The organism is Amycolatopsis lurida, assembly GCF_900105055.1.
Taxonomy (GTDB): Bacteria; Actinomycetota; Actinomycetes; order Mycobacteriales; family Pseudonocardiaceae; genus Amycolatopsis; species Amycolatopsis lurida.
The window spans coordinates 2,966,616-2,983,754 of record NZ_FNTA01000004.1; the positions used below are offsets into that span (position 1 = coordinate 2,966,616).

The 17,139-nt window shown below is 69.1% G+C and carries 18 protein-coding genes; 12 read left to right on the top strand and 6 right to left on the bottom strand.

Going from position 1 to position 17,139, the window contains the following annotated elements:
* Positions 1-74 precede the first annotated feature (74 nt).
* Both BLW75_RS18745 and BLW75_RS18750 read left to right on the top strand, forming a co-directional pair.
* On the top strand, positions 75-1,664 hold the full coding sequence (locus BLW75_RS18745; protein WP_034324023.1) for a M28 family peptidase: 1,590 nt from the start codon (positions 75-77) through the stop codon (positions 1,662-1,664).
* Between the two features lie 203 nt (positions 1,665-1,867).
* Positions 1,868-2,923, top strand: coding sequence for a chitinase (locus BLW75_RS18750; protein WP_034324021.1), 1,056 nt, complete (start codon positions 1,868-1,870; stop codon positions 2,921-2,923).
* Positions 2,924-3,101: 178 nt separating this feature from the next.
* Here BLW75_RS18750 and BLW75_RS18755 read toward each other — a convergent pair whose 3' ends face one another.
* On the bottom strand, positions 3,102-3,857 hold the full coding sequence (locus tag BLW75_RS18755; RefSeq protein WP_034324018.1) for a DUF3152 domain-containing protein: 756 nt from the start codon (positions 3,855-3,857) through the stop codon (positions 3,102-3,104).
* Positions 3,858-3,968: 111 nt separating this feature from the next.
* Here BLW75_RS18755 and BLW75_RS18760 point away from each other — a divergent pair, with 111 nt between their 5' ends.
* Positions 3,969-5,222 carry a helix-turn-helix domain-containing protein gene (locus BLW75_RS18760; protein WP_091599824.1) on the top strand — a complete coding sequence of 418 codons (1,254 nt, stop codon included), beginning with the start codon at positions 3,969-3,971 and terminating at the stop codon, positions 5,220-5,222.
* On the top strand, positions 5,219-6,106 hold the full coding sequence (locus BLW75_RS18765; RefSeq protein WP_091597837.1) for an aminoglycoside phosphotransferase family protein: 888 nt from the start codon (positions 5,219-5,221) through the stop codon (positions 6,104-6,106). The genes BLW75_RS18760 and BLW75_RS18765 overlap by 4 nt, the downstream gene beginning before the upstream one ends.
* Here BLW75_RS18765 and dapE read toward each other — a convergent pair.
* Complete coding sequence (dapE, locus tag BLW75_RS18770) at positions 6,099-7,172, bottom strand: succinyl-diaminopimelate desuccinylase (protein WP_034304937.1); 1,074 nt, start codon at positions 7,170-7,172, stop codon at positions 6,099-6,101. The two genes, BLW75_RS18765 and dapE, sit on opposite strands and share 8 nt — an antisense overlap.
* Positions 7,173-7,214: 42 nt before the next feature.
* On the opposite strand from dapE, the gene BLW75_RS18775 reads away from it, so the two are divergent.
* The 3 genes from BLW75_RS18775 to BLW75_RS18785 all read left to right on the top strand — a co-directional run bounded on the left by BLW75_RS18775 (position 7,215) and on the right by BLW75_RS18785 (position 9,699).
* On the top strand, positions 7,215-7,610 hold the full coding sequence (locus tag BLW75_RS18775; RefSeq protein WP_034304936.1) for a hypothetical protein: 396 nt from the start codon (positions 7,215-7,217) through the stop codon (positions 7,608-7,610).
* A gap of 28 nt (positions 7,611-7,638) precedes the next feature.
* Complete coding sequence (dapD, locus tag BLW75_RS18780) at positions 7,639-8,625, top strand: 2,3,4,5-tetrahydropyridine-2,6-dicarboxylate N-succinyltransferase (protein WP_034304934.1); 987 nt, start codon at positions 7,639-7,641, stop codon at positions 8,623-8,625.
* Between the two features lie 117 nt (positions 8,626-8,742).
* The gene (locus BLW75_RS18785) at positions 8,743-9,699 is read left to right on the top strand and encodes a CHAD domain-containing protein (protein ID WP_034304931.1); all 957 of its coding nucleotides are present in this window, start codon (positions 8,743-8,745) and stop codon (positions 9,697-9,699) included.
* On the opposite strand, the gene BLW75_RS18790 is transcribed toward BLW75_RS18785, so the two are convergent.
* Positions 9,675-11,078, bottom strand: coding sequence for an FAD-dependent monooxygenase (locus BLW75_RS18790; protein ID WP_034304928.1), 1,404 nt, complete (start codon positions 11,076-11,078; stop codon positions 9,675-9,677). The two genes, BLW75_RS18785 and BLW75_RS18790, sit on opposite strands and share 25 nt — an antisense overlap.
* 79 nt (positions 11,079-11,157) lie before the next feature.
* Here BLW75_RS18790 and BLW75_RS18795 point away from each other — a divergent pair, with 79 nt between their 5' ends.
* Positions 11,158-11,766, top strand: coding sequence for a TetR/AcrR family transcriptional regulator (locus BLW75_RS18795; protein ID WP_034304926.1), 609 nt, complete (start codon positions 11,158-11,160; stop codon positions 11,764-11,766).
* Here BLW75_RS18795 and dapC read toward each other — a convergent pair whose 3' ends face one another.
* From dapC to BLW75_RS18810, 3 genes are all read right to left on the bottom strand, one after another.
* A complete protein-coding gene (gene dapC / locus BLW75_RS18800) occupies positions 11,767-12,858 on the bottom strand; it encodes a succinyldiaminopimelate transaminase (RefSeq protein WP_034304923.1) in 1,092 nt (363 codons plus the stop codon).
* The gene (gene fdxA / locus BLW75_RS18805; RefSeq protein WP_016331413.1) at positions 12,855-13,175 is read right to left on the bottom strand and encodes a ferredoxin; all 321 of its coding nucleotides are present in this window, start codon (positions 13,173-13,175) and stop codon (positions 12,855-12,857) included. The genes dapC and fdxA overlap by 4 nt, the downstream gene beginning before the upstream one ends.
* Before the next feature lie 111 nt (positions 13,176-13,286).
* Positions 13,287-13,487: a hypothetical protein gene (locus BLW75_RS18810; protein ID WP_034304919.1), complete on the bottom strand. Its 201-nt coding sequence runs from the start codon at positions 13,485-13,487 to the stop codon at positions 13,287-13,289.
* Between the two features lie 53 nt (positions 13,488-13,540).
* On the opposite strand from BLW75_RS18810, the gene BLW75_RS18815 reads away from it, so the two are divergent.
* From BLW75_RS18815 to BLW75_RS18830, 4 genes are read left to right on the top strand one after another with little or no spacing between them, the layout of a single operon-like run.
* Positions 13,541-14,275, top strand: coding sequence for a GNAT family N-acetyltransferase (locus tag BLW75_RS18815; protein ID WP_034304917.1), 735 nt, complete (start codon positions 13,541-13,543; stop codon positions 14,273-14,275).
* Complete coding sequence (gene cofD / locus BLW75_RS18820; RefSeq protein ID WP_034304914.1) at positions 14,272-15,267, top strand: 2-phospho-L-lactate transferase; 996 nt, start codon at positions 14,272-14,274, stop codon at positions 15,265-15,267. Before BLW75_RS18815 ends, cofD begins: the two co-directional genes overlap by 4 nt.
* Positions 15,203-16,597 (top strand): coenzyme F420-0:L-glutamate ligase, encoded by a 1,395-nt coding sequence (locus BLW75_RS18825; protein WP_091597840.1) that lies wholly within the window; start codon positions 15,203-15,205, stop codon positions 16,595-16,597. Before cofD ends, BLW75_RS18825 begins: the two co-directional genes overlap by 65 nt.
* The gene (locus BLW75_RS18830; RefSeq protein WP_034304910.1) at positions 16,594-17,139 is read left to right on the top strand and encodes an NUDIX hydrolase; all 546 of its coding nucleotides are present in this window, start codon (positions 16,594-16,596) and stop codon (positions 17,137-17,139) included. The genes BLW75_RS18825 and BLW75_RS18830 overlap by 4 nt, the downstream gene beginning before the upstream one ends.

Consider the following 17,139-nt stretch of genomic DNA (forward strand, 5'->3'; position numbering starts at 1 on the left):
AGGCCTCCTTCCCTACTTTCAGCGTAGGGAAGGAGGCCTTCACGGACCATCACCTCAGAAAGGAAGACCCCGGCATGAAGTGGGGAAAGCGAATAGGAGCGGCCGTCGTCGGCATGGCCGCCGTACTGGGTGTCGTCACGGCGCCCGCGCAGGCGGTCACGGCCGCCGCCGCGCCCGACATCTCGCTCGCCAACGTCAAGGCGCATTTGAGCGCCCTGCAGACGATCGCCAACCAGAACGGCGGCAACCGCGCGGCCGGACGGCCGGGCTACCCGGCGTCGGTTTCCTATGTGGCGCAGAAGCTGCGCGACGCGGGCTACAACGTCACGCTGCAGTCCTGCACGAGCTGCGCGGGTTCGAACCAGAACATCATCGCGGAATGGCCGCAGGGTGACGCCGGCCAGGTCATCATGCTCGGCGCGCACCTCGACAGCGTCAGCGCCGGCCCCGGCATCAACGACAACGGCTCGGGTTCGGCCTCGATCCTCGAAGTCGCGCTGACCCTGGCCCGCGAGAATCCCACGATGGCCAAGCGCGTCCGCTTCGGCTGGTGGGCCGACGAGGAGTCCGGCCTGCGCGGGTCCAAGTTCTACGTGAACAGCCTGCCGCAGACCGAGCGCACGAAGATCAAGACCTACCTGAACTTCGACATGATCGGCTCGGACAACTGGGGCTACTTCGTCTATGACGACGTCGCTTCGGTCAAGGCCGTGTTCGACGAGTACTTCCGGACGATCGGCATCCAGACCGAAGGCGACACCGAGGGCGACGGCCGTTCGGACCACGCGTCGTTCAAGAGCGCGGGCATCCCGGTCGGCGGCCTCGCGACCGGCGCCGGATACACGAAGAGCGCGGCACAGCAACAGAAATGGGGCGGCACCGCCGGTAGGGCGTTCGACAGCTGCTACCACCGCGCGTGCGACACGCTGTCGAACATCCCGGACACCCCGCTGGAGAAGAACAGCGACGCGATCGCGTACGCGCTCTGGAAGCTCGCCGTCGGCACGTCGACGGGGCCGGACTTCTCACTCGGTCTCTCGCCGTCCTCCGGCACCGTCCAAGCGGGACAATCGACCACCGTCACGGTCAACACGACGACGACTTCCGGTGCGGCGCAAGCGGTTTCGCTGAGCGCCAGTGGTCTTCCCGCCGGGGCGACCGCCACGTTCAACCCCGCTTCGGTGCAGTCCGGCGGGTCCTCGACGCTCACCATCGCGACGTCGGCGAGCACCCCCAACGGCACCAGCACGATCACCGTGACCGGCGACGGGACCTCGGTGGACCGCACGGCGCAGTACACGCTCACCGTCGGCGACGTCAGCGTGCGCACCTTCACCAACGGCACCGACTTCGCGCTCAACGACTACGCGACGGTCAACAGCCCGATCACGTCCAGCGCGACGGGTGCGGCGACCTCGCCGGTGAAGGTGTCGATCACCGGGACGCACACCTGCTCCGAGGACCTCCGCATCAGCCTCAAGGCGCCTGACGGCAGCACGTACTCGGTCAAGCCGACCGGTTCCCTGCCCTGTACGGATCTCGGCACCAAGACGTACTCGGTGCCGGTGACCAACGAAGCCGCTTCCGGCACTTGGACGCTCGTGCTCTACGACGCCTACGCGCAGGACACCGGCACGCTCGATAGCTGGACCATCACCGTCTGACCATCCGAATGGCGAAGGCCATCTCACGAGGACACCCGGCCTCGTGGGATGGCCTTCGTGCGTGAGAGGGATTTTCGGGCAACTCTTCGATATCTGGTCTAGACCACCCGATCGTCGGTAGCGCCACTCATGCGCGGCGACCTATGTTGAGCCGAACGGCCGCTTCCTGTTCATTCAAACCGCTTTCGAGATGGGAGCTGGGTATGTTCGGTCGCGTCTCACGGCTGCTCGCAATCACCGGCGCGGCGGTACTCGCCGTCACCACACTCGTCGCCTTGGGCTCGGCGCAGGCGTCACCCGACGCCGAGGTCTGCGCGGTCAAATCGAAGCCCGCGGGCAAGGTCCTGCAGGGCTATTGGGAGAACTGGGACGGCGCGTCGAACGGCGTCCATCCGCCCATGGGCTGGATCCCGATCACCGACGCCCGGATCAAGGCCAACGGGTACAACGTGATCAACGCGGCCTTTCCGGTCATCCTGTCCGACGGAACGGCCAAATGGGAGGACGGGATGGACGCGACTGTGAAGGTCGCGACCCCATCCGAAATGTGCGCCGCGAAGGACGCCGGTGCGACCATCCTGATGTCCATCGGCGGCGCCACCGCGGGGATCGACCTGAATTCGGCCACCGTGGCGGACAAATTCGTCGCGACCATCGTGCCGATCCTGAAGAAGTACAACTTCGACGGGATCGACATCGACATCGAAACCGGCCTCACCGGCAGCGGGAACATCAGCACGCTTTCGGCGTCGCAGAAGAACCTCATCCGCATCATCGACGGCGTCCTCGCCGCGATGCCGCCGAACTTCGGGCTCACCATGGCACCGGAGACCGCGTACGTCACCGGCGGCAGCGTCGTCTACGGCTCGATCTGGGGCGCGTACCTGCCGATCATCAAGAAGTACGCGGACAACGGCAGGCTGTGGTGGCTGAACATGCAGTACTACAACGGAAGCATGTACGGCTGCTCCGGCGATTCGTACCAGGCCGGGACGGTCCAGGGCTTCGTCGCGCAGACCAACTGCCTCGACAAGGGCCTGGTGATCCAGGGCCAGACGATCCGCGTTCCTTACGACAAGCAGGCCCCTGGCCTGCCCGCGCAGGCGGGCGCCGGCGGCGGCTACATGTCGCCGAGCCTGGTTTCCCAGGCGTACCGCAGCATTCCGGCACTGAAGGGCCTGATGACCTGGTCGATCAACTGGGACGGCTCGCGGAACTGGACCTTCGGCCAGAACGTGAAATCTCTACAGGGCCGCTGATCCTCGTGTCGTCCGTCTGATCACGCGAGTTCGCCTTCTGATCACGCGAGTTACGCCTTCAATCACGCGAGTTCGCCTTCTGATCACGCGAGTCACGAGTTCGGTCACGCGGGCTCGCCGTGCGGAACCGGCGAACTCGCGTGATCAGAGGCGTAACTCGCGTGATTGAAGGCGTAACTCACGATTCGCCGGTCGGGATCGGGTCGTCGTACTCCCCTGAAGGACCCGAGTGCTGCTTCCCGTCGGGGTAGGGCCACGGATTCGCGGTGCAGCCGTGCAGGCCGAGCGTCTGCTGCTGCATCACCGGCGCGAGCCCGCCCGGCACGGGACATTTCTCGTGGCCGCGCCCGAGCCGGTGCCCGACCTCGTGCGTGACCATGTACTGCCGATAGACCGTCAGCGGCGCGCCGTAACCGGGCACGCCGTTCGCCCAGCGCGCGACGTTGAGCACGACGCTGTTCCCGTTGCGGCACGACGTGTAGCCGTCGGACCTGCCGCACAACACGTCCCGTGTGCCCGGCGTGGCGAGGCGGATCGTGAAATCGGCCGGACCGTCCGGACCGACCCGCTGCAACCGCCATCGCCCGCCGGAGGTCCAGCCGCGCGGATCCGCCAAAGTGAGCTCGACCGCCTTGGTGAAGCCGTCGACGCTCACGCCCGCGATGTCGGCTTCGACGGCGAGGCGGTACCGCAGCAGCCTCCCGGTCTGCCCGGCGACCGCGCCTTCGCCGAGCGAAAACAGCCATCGGCCGGATCCCGCCCGCGGGAAGGTGATTTCGGCGGACGGCGGCGCCAGCACGGGCTTCGGCGCGGAGGACGACGTCGTCGAGGGAACGATGACCGGTGTCACGGCGGGAGGGGCGACCGAATGGGTTTCGCAGCCGGCCACCACGAAGGCGCACACGACGAGAGCCAATGCCCGGCGCGCGGTCATCGGCCCTCCCGGAGATCTTCGGTCACACCCAGGAATACGAGCAGGGGCCTGGAGAGGTTGTGGGACCGCGCGCGCAACCTTTCGGCGCGTCCGCCCGTATCGTTCTCGGACATGGGCGAGGAGGTCGGCGGACGGTTACGACGGCTCCGCGCCGAACGCGGCCTCACGCAGCGCGAGCTCGCCGAACCGCACTACACCGCCGCGTACGTCTCGTCCGTCGAGACGGGTGCGCGGACACCTTCCGGTGACGCGGTGCGTCATTTCGCCGCGCGGCTCGGCGTGGACACCGGCGAACTGCTCGGCGTGACGTCGCCCCGCGACGACGTCCGGCTCGATCTGGACATCGCGGCCGCCGCGGCGGACTTCCTGGCGGGGACCGGCTCGGCGCCGAAGATGCGGCGGCTGGCCAGACAGGCCGAGAAGATCGGCCGCGACCGGCAGGCCGGACTCGCCTGGCTTTGGCTCGCGCGGTTCGCCGAGGGCCACGCCAGGGCGCGGCCGGTGGCAGCCGCCGAAGCCGCGCTCGCCGACGAAATCCCGCCATACCGCGAACTGGCCGCCGCGCTGCGGGCGAACGTCCTGATCGACCGGGGCGAGCCGCATCACGCGATGCATCTGCTCCGGACCGCGCTCGACGCGAGCCTCGCCCGTCATCCGCATCCGGTGCTCCTGGTGACCCTGCACGCGTACCTGGCCGACGGGCGGCTCCGCCTCGGCGAGAACGCCCAAGCCGCGCACCACGCGAAAGAGGCACTTCGGCTGGCTCGCGGCGGCGAGGAGGTCCTGGCCGAACTCGCCGAGAACCAGCGACGGCTGGCCGAGTCCTATCTCGGCGAAGGACGGCTGGCCGACGCCGTCGCCGCCGTGTCGGCGCTGCACGACCTACTCCACGAACGCGCCCTGCGGCCGGTGCTGGCCCGGTGCCTGTTCGCGCGGGCACTGCACCGGCGTGCCGACGACCCCGAAGGCGCTCTCGCGGACCTTCGCGCGTCACGCGCGGCCGCACCCGATCACACCGTCACGCTGGAACTCGCCGACGTCTGCCGTGAACTCGGTCGTCTCGACGACGCCACCGAGCTACTCTCCGAAGCAACCGAAGCCATCCCGGAGGACTCGCCGCTGTCCGCTTCACTCACGTTCCAGCAGGGCTCGCTGGCCCTGGCCTGTGGAGACCTCGAAGCGGCCGAAGCAGCCTTCGCGCATGCCATCGACGTAGCCACTCTCCACGACACTCGCGGCGTCTTGGCCGCTTCAGTCGACAAAGCGGGAGAGCTCCTTCTCGAGCAGGGGCGCATTGAAGAGGCCGCGGACCTACTGCGGCATGGACTGCTCCTTCTCGGAGCCGAGGAGGACGTTCCCCGATGACCGAAGTGGACTTGGAAGACATCAGTGCCCGTTTGGTGAGCCGATTCGGCGCCGACGCCGATGGATGGCTCGCCGGGGTCCCCGCCCTCGCCGAGAGGCTGGCCTCTCGGTGGGACTTCGAACTCGGCGAACTGTTCGAGAGCGGAGCGTCGTCCGTCGTCCTGCGCTGCCGATGGTCCGACGGGACACCGGCGGTGCTCAAACTCAGCCCGGACGGGGCGCTGCTGACCAGACAGCTCGAAATGCTGCGGGTGTTCGCGCCCTCGGGCCGCGTGCCCGCCGTCCTCGCGGCCGACGCGGACGCCGGCGCGATGGTCCTCGAAGAGATCCAGCCGGGCACCCCGGCCGACGACCTGCCGCTGCCGACGCTGCCGGGACGCTGGGGAGACCTGCTCACCGCGCTGCATTCCGTCGCCCCGCCCGCGGACTGGCCGTGGAGCCTGCGCGGCCGGTTCGAAGAATCCTTCGACCGGATCGGCAAACGGATCACCGAACCGGCCATCGCCGCCAGGATCGGCCCGGACACCTGGCAGCGGGCGATCGAGCGCTGCGAGAGGTTGCTGGACACCCAGGCCGCCGTCGTGTTGCTCCACGGCGATCTGCATCTCGGCAACGCCTTGGACGGCGGCTCGCGCGGCCTGATCGCGATCGATCCGAAAGCGTGCGTGGGTGATCCGTGCTTCGACGCCGTCGATTACGTGGTGAGCGGCGCCGGGCACGAGGGCGTCGAGGCCCGTTGCCGTTCGGTGGCGGACGCCTGCGGGCTCGACGGGGACCGGTTGTTCGCCTGGAGCCGCGTGGTCGCCCCCATGTTCGCCATCTCGCAGTTGACCTATGGCGGCCCGGAGCAGGCCCTCGAAGAATGGCTCGCCCTGGCTAGCTGAGGAATTCGCGCAGCACCGCGGCGACGTGCCGGATCTCGCCCGCGCGCACGTTCTCCTGGCGGGTGTGCGCCAGCGTCGGGTCGCCCGGACCGAAGTTGACCGCCGGGATCCCGAGAGCCGCGAAGCGCGCGACGTCGGTCCAGCCCAGCTTCGCGACCGCCTTGCCCCCGGCCGCGGCGACCAGCTCTGCCGCCGCGGGAGCGCTCAAACCGGGCAACGCGCCAGGCGACAAGTCGACGACCTTGACGTCGTAGCCCTCGAAGACCTCACGGAGGTGCACCTCGGCTTGCTCGGCGTTCCTGTCGGGCGCGAACCGGTGGTTGATCGTGAGCACGGCCTCGTCCGGAACGACGTTGCCCGCGACACCGCCGCCGATCTTCGTGGCCTGCAGTCCTTCGCGGTAGGTCAGGCCGTCGATGTCGACCACGCGCGGCGTGTACTCGGCCAGCCGGCGCAGCGGTTCGGCGAGACCGTGGATCGCGTTGACGCCCATCCAGCCGCGCGCGGTGTGCGCCCGGACGCCGTCGACACGGAGCTCGATCCGCATCGTGCCCTGGCAACCGCCCTCGATCCCGCCGTTCGACGGCTCGCCGAGGATCGCGAGGTCGGCGCGCAGCCACTCGGGCAGCTCACGCTCGATGCGGCCGAGACCGTTCTTCGTCGCTTCGATCTCTTCGCAGTCGTAGAACACGAAGGTGATGTCGTGCCTCGGCTCCGGGAGGGCGGCGGCGAGGTGCAGGAAGACGGCGTCGCCGCTCTTCATGTCGACGGTGCCGAGACCGTGCAGGATTTCGTCGTCACCGGTCCCCTCACGGCGCACGGGCAGGTTCTCGTTGACCGGAACGGTATCGAGATGCCCGGCCAGCAGCACCCGCGAAGGACGGCCGAGGTTCGTGCGCGCGAGGACCGCGTCGCCGTTGCGGATCACCTCGAGATGCGGCGCCTGCGTCTGGAGCGCGGCCTCCACGGTGTCCGCGATGGCCTTCTCCTCCTCCGAGACGCTGAAGATGTCCACCAGCGCGGCGGTGAGGTCGACGGGATCGGCGTGCAAGTCGAGCGAAGGCATGCCCGCACCGTACCGCCGGGGGCCCAGGGCTACCGTGAAGGCGTGCGCACCAAAGCGATCCTGCTCGCCCTTCTCCTGGTACTCAGTGGCTGTGGATCGAACGAGGTCCCCGTCACGGTGAAACCCACCCGCGGCGAGGGGCCGGACGTGCTGCCGATCAAGCTCAAGGCGCTGAGCGCCGACCAGTGTTATCTGGCGCCGGGGGCCGAGTCGCCCAAGGGCTGCCAGAAGTACGTGACCGAACTCTTCAGCGCTGCGGGCACCATCCGCAAGCGCCGCCCGGACCTGTCGTCGCACGCCGATGCGCTGGAGCGCCCGATCGCCGCCTTCCGCACCGCGAACTGCCAGGACCAGGCCGCCCCCGGCGGACCGTGCGGCCAGACGCTCGGCGACATGGCGACGGCGCTGACCAGTGTGAAGAGCCTCGTCGACGGCTGAGAGGGGTCACTGGGTTACCGTTCAGGTCGTGAGCGAGCAGACCCCTGACCCCGAAACGACCGGCGCCACCGGCGTCGGACTGGCCACTGTCACGACCGACGGCACGGTGCTGGACACCTGGTTCCCGCTGCCCAAGCTGACCGACGGCACCGACAGCAAGGCCGGCACGGTGCGGCTGACCGCCGAAGAGGCCGCCGAGGCCCTCGGCGAGGCCGCGGCCGCCCAGCTCGGCCCGGACACCGATCGCGGTGTCGAGGTCGTCGCGGTCCGCACGACCATCGCCCGGCTGTCCGATGCCCCCGGCGACACGCACGACGTCTACCTGCGTCTTCACCTGCTGTCGCACCGTCTGGTCCGGCCGCACGGCGCGAGCCTCGACGGCATTTTCGGCCTGCTGGCGAACGTCGTGTGGACCAACCACGGACCGTGCCCCGTCGAGGGCTTCGAGGCGACCCGGCTGCGGCTGCGGGCGCGCGGCAACGTCACCGTCTACGGCGTGGACAAGTTCCCGCGGATGGTGGACTACGTCGTGCCGACCGGCGTCCGCATCGCCGACGCCGACCGCGCCCGCCTCGGCGCGCACCTGGCCAACGGCACCACGGTCATGCACGAGGGCTTCATCAACTTCAACGCCGGCACGCTCGGCGCCTCCATGGTCGAAGGCCGGATCTCGGCCGGTGTCGTGGTCGGTGACGGCTCCGACGTCGGCGGCGGCGCGTCGATCATGGGCACGCTGTCCGGCGGTGGCAAGGAGACCATCTCGATCGGCGAGCGCTGCCTGATCGGCGCGAACGGCGGCGTCGGCATCTCGCTCGGCGACGACTCGGTCGTCGAAGCGGGCCTGTACGTGACGGCCGGCACGAAGGTGACCTTCGAGGGCAAGGTCGTGAAGGCGCTGGAGCTGTCCGGCATCTCGGGCGCGGTGTTCCGGCGGAACTCCGGGACCGGCGCCGTCGAGGTCGTCGCGCGCACCGGCGTCGGTATCGAGCTGAACGCCGCCCTGCACGCCAACTGACCTGCCGAAAGAGAGCAGGGGACCTTTGCTACCACTTTCCCCCGGAGGGCGGTAGCAAAGGTCCCTTGCTTCTCTCACGGCCTGGACCACCTTGCCGGTTCACCTAGAATTCATCTCGTGACAGCCGAGACCCTGCCGCGCAAGAACGCCCCTTCGACCACTCCGGCCGCGCTAGGGCTCGGCGACCGGCCCGCGAAAGCCGGGCCCGGTGATCCGGCGGCCACCCACGTCCGGGTCAAACTCGACGTCGAGATCCGCGCGCTCCTCGCGCACGAACCGGGCACCAAATCCGGTGCCGACCCCGAAGACCTGCACCAGATGCGGGTCGCCCTGCGCCGCATGCGGAGCGTCCTCAAGCTCTCGGGCCGCCTCGTCGGCCCGGACGCCGAGGCCGTGCGCGCCGAGCTCGGCTGGCTCGGCCAGTCCCTCGGCGAAGTCCGCGACTACGACGTCCTGATCGGGCATCTCCGCGAGGTCGTCGCCGAGTTCGAGGTGCGCGACCAGCCGGCCGCGCGACGTCTGGTGTCGAAGTTCGTCACCGAGCGCGGCGTCGCGAAACGGCGGCTCACCCGCGCGCTCGCCAGCCCCCGGTACGCCTCGCTGCTGCAGGACCTCGGCCGCCTCGCCCGGCAGCCCGCCACCGAAGAAGCCGACGAAAGGCCCCAGACCTCGGCCGATCTCGCGAAGCCGCATCGAAAACTCGCGAAGGCCGTGAAGACCCTTCCCGCCGATCCCCCGGATGACGACCTTCACGCGCTTCGCATCTACGGCAAGAAACTCCGTTACGCCGCCGAGATGGCCAAGCCCGCCGCGAAGAAGAAGCAGGCGGAGCGGATCCAGCGGCTGATCAAGGCCACAAAGAACTTTCAGACCGTCCTCGGGGACCACCAGGACGCCTGCGTCGCCGCCGATCGGATGAGGGGCGTCGTGGCCTCCGTCGATTCCGAGGTCGCCTTCATCGCCGGCCGGATCGCGGAGAAGGAACTGCTGCGCCGCGCCGAGGTCCGTGCCGCATGGCGCGACGTCTGGGCCGAAGTCGACGAAGCCGCTCAGGCGGTGAGCCCGCGGATATAGCCGTCCGGGCGGATCAGCACCTGCCGCCCGTTCTCGGCTTCATACGCGGCGAAGGCGTGCCCGCCGACGTCCTCGAAATCCGCGCCGGCCAGCGCACTGCCCGCGGGCAGGATCCGCCGCGCGCCTTCGGGTGCCGGACCGTCGCCGAACACCAGCACGGTCGCCTGCGGGCCGCGCAGCACCTCGAACAGCCGGACGGACTTGCCGTTCGCGTCCTTCAGCGGCGCGTCCGGGGCACGATCGCCGGGCCGGATCCGGCCGGTCGCCGCGGGCGCGAGCGGGCCACCGCGATACCCGATGTCGAGCTGACGCGTGTTCTCGCCGCGCTCGTGGGCGTCTTCCGCGCCTTCCTTGTATTTCTCGAGGATTTCGGTGCTGATCTTCAACACCCGCGCGGCGACCCCGCGCCGTTCGGGCTCGTAGCTGTCGAGCAGCTCCGGTGAACCGTCGGCGAGCTTCCAGCCCAGGTTGTACGCGTCCTGGACGCCGGTGTTGAGTCCCTGCCCACCGGTCGGCGGGTGGACGTGCGCGGCGTCGCCCGCGAGGAACACCCGGCCCCGCCGGAATCGCTCGGCGAGCCGGATGTTGGGCCGCCACACCGTCGACCAGGCGAGATCGTGCAGCCGGACCCCGCCGCCGGACAGCTCGTCGAGCCGGGCCTGCAACGTGCCGAGCGACGCCTCGACCTCCTCTTCGCCCAGTGGCGCGGCGAACTGGAAGTGCGGTACCCCGGGCAGTGGCGTGAGCCCGATCCCCGACATCGGGTCTTCGGGCTTCGCGAACCAATGTCCGTACGCGCGATCGAGCCCCTCGGCCTGGACATCGCCGAGCAGCATGCGGATCGATTCGTCGGTGGTGCCCTCGAACGCGATCCCGAGTGCCTTGCGCACGAAGCTCTTCCCGCCGTCGGCGCCGACGAGGTACTCGACCCGCACCCGCTCACCCGGGAGTTCGGCCGTCACGCCGCCGGCGTCCTGTTCGAAGCCGAGCAACGGCGTGCCGAGCTCGACCTGGACGCCGAATTCGGCGAGCCGGTCGCGCAGGATCCCTTCGGTCCGGGACTGGCCGAGGAAGAACCCGTTCGGATACGGCACGTCCGGAGTCGGCTCGGCGAGTTCGGCCATCATCCGCTCGCCGACTACCTCACCGCCGAGATGGATCCGTATCGGCACGGGTACCTGGCCGGCGGCCAGCACCGCGTCCAGGACACCGAGGTCCTCGAAGACCTCCAGCGTGCGCGGTTGCAGGCCGTCGCCGCGCGAACCTTCGAAGAACGTCTCGGCCTTCTCCACGATCCGTACGGCGACGCCGCGGCGCGCGAGATCGATGGCCAGCGTGAGGCCGGTCGGCCCGGCTCCCGCGATCAGTACCTCGGTCATCTTCCCTCCAGTGAATCATAATTCAGTGAATCTTGATTCAGTTTGCTCGTTGCTAGCCTTCCCTGTCAAGGAGGTGGCGATGACGGCGACGAGCCGCAAGGAGAAGGCAGCGGAAACCGAGGCCGCGCTCAAGGAGGCGGCGAAGCGCGTTTTCGCGGCGAAGGGGTACCTGAACACCAAGATCACCGACATCACGGCGGAGGCCGGACGCGCGGCGGGTTCGTTCTACAACCACTTCACGAGCAAGGAAGAGCTGCTCGAAGCACTCCTCGAAGATCTCGCGGCGGCGAGCGACGTCAACGCGACCTCACCGGAGCACATCCCCGACTTCACCGACCCGCAAGCCGTGCGCTGGCACGTCCGCGAGTACTGGAACTTCCACCGTGACAACGCCGCGACCATGCTCGCGCTGCGCCAGGCCGCCATGGTCAGCGACGAGTTCGCACGCACTTATGCGCGTTTCGGCGCCGATCAGGCGGAGGACCTTCTCGACCACCTCGGGTACATCACCGCGGCGGGCATGGCACTCCCGGCGTCGGAGCGGGTCACGCTCGCGATGATGGCCGAACTGGTCAACGGTTTCGCGCACACGTGGCTGCTCGACCCGTCGTCGGTCTCCGAAGAAGAAGCCGTCGAGGCGCTGACGCGGTTCGTCTACCGGGGTTTCACCGGCCGCGACGTGCCCTAGTCAGGAAGCGAGCCGCTCCACGGCGGTGTCGATCCGTTCGTCCGTCGCCGTCAACGCGATCCGGACGTGCCGTCCACCGGCCGGCCCGTAGAACGTGCCGGGTGCGGCGAGGATGCCGCGATCGGCCAACCAGTCGACCGTGTCGAGCGCGGATTCCCCGCGCGTGGACCAGAGATACAACCCGGCCTCGGAATGCGAGATCTCGAAACCGCTGTCCAGCAACGCCTTCCGCAGCACCAAACGACGGCGCGCATAGCGTTCCCGTTGCACAGCAAGCGCTTCGTCGTCCTTCAGCGCGGCGACCATGGCCTCCTGCACCGGCCGCGGCACGATCAGCCCGGAGTGTTTGCGGATCTCCAGCAGCCCGGCGACGAGCTTCGGGTCACCGGTGACGAATCCGGCTCGATAGCTGGCGAGGTTCGCGGATTTCGACAGCGAGTGGACGGCCAGCAGGCCGTCGAGGGAGCCGCCGTGCACGGACGGGTGCAGGATCGACACGGGCTCGCTTTCCCAGCCCAGCGCCAGATAACACTCGTCGGAGACCACGACGACATCGCGTTCGCGCGCCCATTCGACGACCTTGCGCAGGTGGTCGACGCCGAGCACGCGCCCCGTCGGATTGGACGGCGAGTTGATCCAAAGCATCGAAGGCCGCTGCGGACCGAGCGCGAACGTGCTGTCCGCGCGCAGCAGGGAAGCACCCGCCAGCAGCACGCCGACCTCGTACGTCGGGTACGCCACCTCGGGGATCACGACGAGATCGCCGGGGCCGAACCCCAGCTGCCGCGGCAGCGAAGCGACCAGTTCCTTCGAACCGATCGTCGGCAGCACGGCCGCCTCGGGAACACCCTCGATGCCGTGCCGCCGCGAAAGCGCGTCGATCGCGGCGGCCCTCAGCTCGGGGATCCCGTGCGTGGTCGGGTACCCCGGGATCTCCGACACGGACGCGAGCGCCGCGCGGATGCTCTCGGGGACCGGGTCCACCGGCGTGCCGATCGACAGGTCGACGAGGCCGCCGGGATGCGCCTGAGCCTTCGCCTTCGCCTCGGCGAGGGAGTCCCAGGGAAAATCGGGAAGAGCGACCCGGCTCATTCGCCCTGCGGGGGAAGAGCCTTGATGAAGGCGGGGTCGTGACTGGTCTTGCCGACCTTGGAGGCGCCACCGGGCGAGCCGAGCTCGTCGAAGAAGTCGACGTTGGCCTTGGTGTAGTCGTTCCACTCGTCGGGGACGTCGTCCTCGTAGTAGATCGCCTCGACGGGGCAGACCGGCTCGCAGGCACCACAGTCGACGCATTCGTCCGGGTGGATGTACAGCATGCGGTCACCCTCGTAGATGCAATCCACGGGGCACTCGTCGATACACGCCTTGTCGAGCACGTCGACGCAGGGCTCGGCGATCACGTAGGTCACTGCGCACTCCTGCTTTATCTCTGCTTCACCAGTCTGCAACGGACATTACGCGCCCACGGGCGCGACCGGCCCGCTTAGGCCACCCTTATCGCCTACCCCGGGTATGGGCGTTCAGCGGTCTTTCCGGCGAGGCGGCGGAGTGGCCCTGCTGTCCCCAGTGATGACGAACTTCGGCGCGGCGGGCTTCGCCGCCACTGTGTCCGTCTCGCCCTTCTCGACGGCCTTTTCCGCGCCCAATGCCCGGTTGAAGCCGTCCGAGATCTCGCGGACGAGGTCTTCGTTGTGCCTGTCGTCCTTGCGCGCGATGCTCATCGGGGTCCCTCCACTGCCTTCCTTGGCACAATCTAACCGTGAACACTGCGGAAATGCTCGAGCTCACCTGTAGCCGCGCTTGGACTCCCCTGCTGGAGAGCCGGATCGGTGACTGGAGGCTCCGCTGGGCGGACGGGTTCACCGCGCGGGCCAACAGTGCCCTGGCGATCGGTGACCCGGGAAAACCGCTGCCAGACACCCTGCGGACGGTCTGTGACTTCGCCCACGATCATGCCATCCCGCCCGTCGTTCAGGTGATCCAGAACACGTCTCTCGAGGATGCCATCGCCGCCTGTGGCTGGGTCCACTATGTGGAACACCGGCCCGCGCACGAGGTCCGCGTGCTGACCGGGCCGCTCTCGCACGGGACCTCGGCCGGAGCGGTGATTCTCGATGAACCGACGTCCGGATGGTGGGAGTCGACGGCGGGCAGCGCGGATCCGGCGGAGGCGCCGAGGCATGTCCTCGGCACCGGCAAGGTCGGCTTCGGGGTCGTCGAGCTGGACGGCGTCACGGCGGGCGCGGTGCGCGGAGCGGTCGTCGGCGAGTGGTTGCACATCGCCCGGCTGGAGGTACGGCCGGAGTTCCGGCGGCGAGGGCTGGCACGCGGGCTGATGAACGCCGTGGGTGCCTGGGGTGCCGCTCAGGGCGCGACCGGGATGCTGCTGCAGGTCGCGGTGGCGAACTCCGGCGCGCTGAAGCTGTACGAAAGCCTGGGCTGTACGGAGCACCACAGGTACCGCTACTGGGCCCCGGGCCCCGGCGCGTGCGAGGATCGCCCGTCGTGAAGGTCGTCATTTTGGTCGGCGGAGTGGGCGGAGCCCGCTTCCTGCTGGGGGTCAAACAAGCACTGGGTCTGCCCGCGACCGGCTCCGCGCCGGAGTCGCCGCACGAGGTGACCGCGCTGGTGAACACCGGGGACGACGTGTGGATGCACGGTCTGCGCATCTGCCCGGACCTGGACACCTGCATGTACACCCTCGGCGGGGGGATCGACGAAGAGCGCGGCTGGGGCCATTCCGGGGAGACCTGGACGGTCAAGGAGGAGCTCGCCGCCTATGGCGCCGAGCCGACCTGGTTCGGCCTGGGCGACAAGGACATCGCGACGCATCTGATCCGGTCGCGGATGCTGCGCGCGGGCTATCCGCTTTCGCAGGTCACCGAGGCGCTGTGCGATCGCTGGCAGCCGGGTGTGCGTCTGCTGCCGATGTCGGACGACCGCGTCGAAACGCATGTCGTGATCGATGACCCGGAGGATCCGGACCAGCGCAAGGCGATCCACTTCCAGGAGTGGTGGGTGCGCTACCGCGCCGAGCCGAAGGCGCATTCGATCATCGCCGTCGGCGCCGACGAGGCCAAACCGGCGCCGGGCGTGCTCGACGCGATCGCGGCCGCCGACATCGTGCTGTTCGCGCCCTCCAATCCGGTGGTCTCCGTGGGCACGACGCTCGGTGTCCCGGGAATCCGCGACGCACTGCGGAAGACGCGCGCCAAGGTCGTCGGTGTCTCGCCGATCATCGGCGGGAAGCCGTTGCGCGGGATGGCCGACGCGTGCCTGAGCGCGATCGGCGTGGAGACCTCGGCCGAAGCCGTCGGGCGGCATTACGGTTCCCGCAAGGAATCCGACGGTGTGCTCGACGGCTGGCTGGTCTCCGAGGGCGAGACCGTCGACGTGCCGGGAGTCGCCGTCCGCGCCGTACCGCTGCTGATGTCCGATGTGGACGCCACGGCGGCCATGGTGCGCGCCGCCTTCGATCTGGCTGGAGTTTCCGTTGAGTGACCACGCTTCCGCGAAGATCGAGATCCTGCCGGTCGAAGGCCTGCCGGAGTTCCGTCCCGGCGACGACCTGACCGGGGCGCTCGTCGAAGCGGCTCCCTGGCTGCGGTCGGGCGACGTCCTGGTCGTGACGAGCAAGATCGTTTCCAAGGTCGAGGGCATGCTGATCCGCGTCCCCGCCGACCCGGAGGAGCGTGACGCCGCCCGGCGCAAGCTCGTCGAGGAGGAGTCCGTCCGCGTGATCGCGCGGATCAAGCGGACGGTGATCACCGAGAACAAGCTCGGTATCGTGCAGGCCGCCTCCGGGGTGGACGCGTCGAACGTGGCCTCCGGCGAGGTCGCGCTGCTGCCGTCCGATCCGGACGCTTCCGCGCTCGCGCTGCGGAACGGACTGCGTGAACGGCTCGGTGTCGAGGTCGCCGTCGTGGTCACCGACACGATGGGCCGCGCGTGGCGGGTCGGGCAGACCGACGCCGCGATCGGCGCGTCCGGACTGCGGGTGCTGCACTCGTACGCGGGCGAGGTCGACAGCCAGGGCAACGAACTCGCCGTCACCGAGGTGGCGATCGCCGACGAACTCGCCGCCGCGGCGGATCTGGTCAAGGGCAAGCTCGGCGGGACACCGGTCGCCGTCGTGCGTGGACTTCGGCTGACCGACGACGGTTCGACCGCACGAAAACTGCTCCGCCCGGTCGAAGAAGACCTGTTCCGCCTCGGGACCGACGAAGCCATCGCGCAGGGGCGCCGGGAAGCCGTGCTCGCGCGGCGTTCGATCCGGTCGTTCACCGACGAGCCGGTCGATCCCGACGTGCTGCGCCGCGCGGTCGGGACGGCGCTGACGGCGCCCGCGCCGCATCACACGAAGCCGGTCCGGTTCGTGTGGCTGCGCGAGGAAGGCTTGCGCCGCAAGCTTCTCGACGCGATGAAGGCGTCGTGGCAAGCCGATCTCGAAGCCGACGACTTCACCGCCGAACAGGTCGCGAAGCGCCTCAGCCGCGGTGACATCCTTTACAACGCGCCCGAAGTCGTGGTGCCGTTCCTCGTCGCCGAGGGCGCGCACACCTACCGCGACGACCGGCGGAACGCTTGTGAGCACACGATGTTCACCGTCGCCGGCGGCGCCGCGGTGCAGGGCCTGCTGGTCGCGCTCGCCGCCGAAGACCTGGGTTCATGCTGGATCGGGTCGACGATCTTCGCCGCGGACATCGTGCGTGACGTGCTCGGTCTGGACGAGCGCTGGGAACCGCTCGGCGCCGTCGCGATCGGGCATCCCGCCGCCCTTCCGCCTGCCCGCGACCCCGTCGAACCCGCTGAAGGACTTCTCGAACTGTGACCCTGCACGACGACGTTGTGTCCACTTTGTCCGGTTGGCGACCCGGGGACGCGGCTCAGGAATCCTTGCGCCAGGCCTATCTCGGCTTCCTCGCCGCCCGCGACGACGTCTGCCGCCGCGAATGCGCGGCCGGGCATATCACCGCGTCGGCCGTCCTTCTCGATGCCGACGCGGAAAACGTGCTGCTCACCCTGCATCCGCGAGTCGGGCGCTGGTTGCAGCTCGGCGGGCATTGCGAACCCGGCGACGCGACGCTCGCGGACGCCGCCCTTCGTGAGGCACGTGAGGAATCCGGCATCGAGGAGCTCGTGATCGACCCGGCGCCGGTGCATCTCGACGTCCACCCGATCACGTGCTCGCTCGGCGTGCCCACCCGGCATTTCGACGTGCGTTTCGTGGTGCGCGCACCACGGGGAGCACAACCGGTCCAAAGTGACGAATCGGACGATCTTCGGTGGTGGCCGGTGGATTCCCTGCCGGAAGGGTCGGAAGATCTCGCCGAACTGATGGAAGCCGCAGTGCCCGTCGCGCTCGGCCGTTAG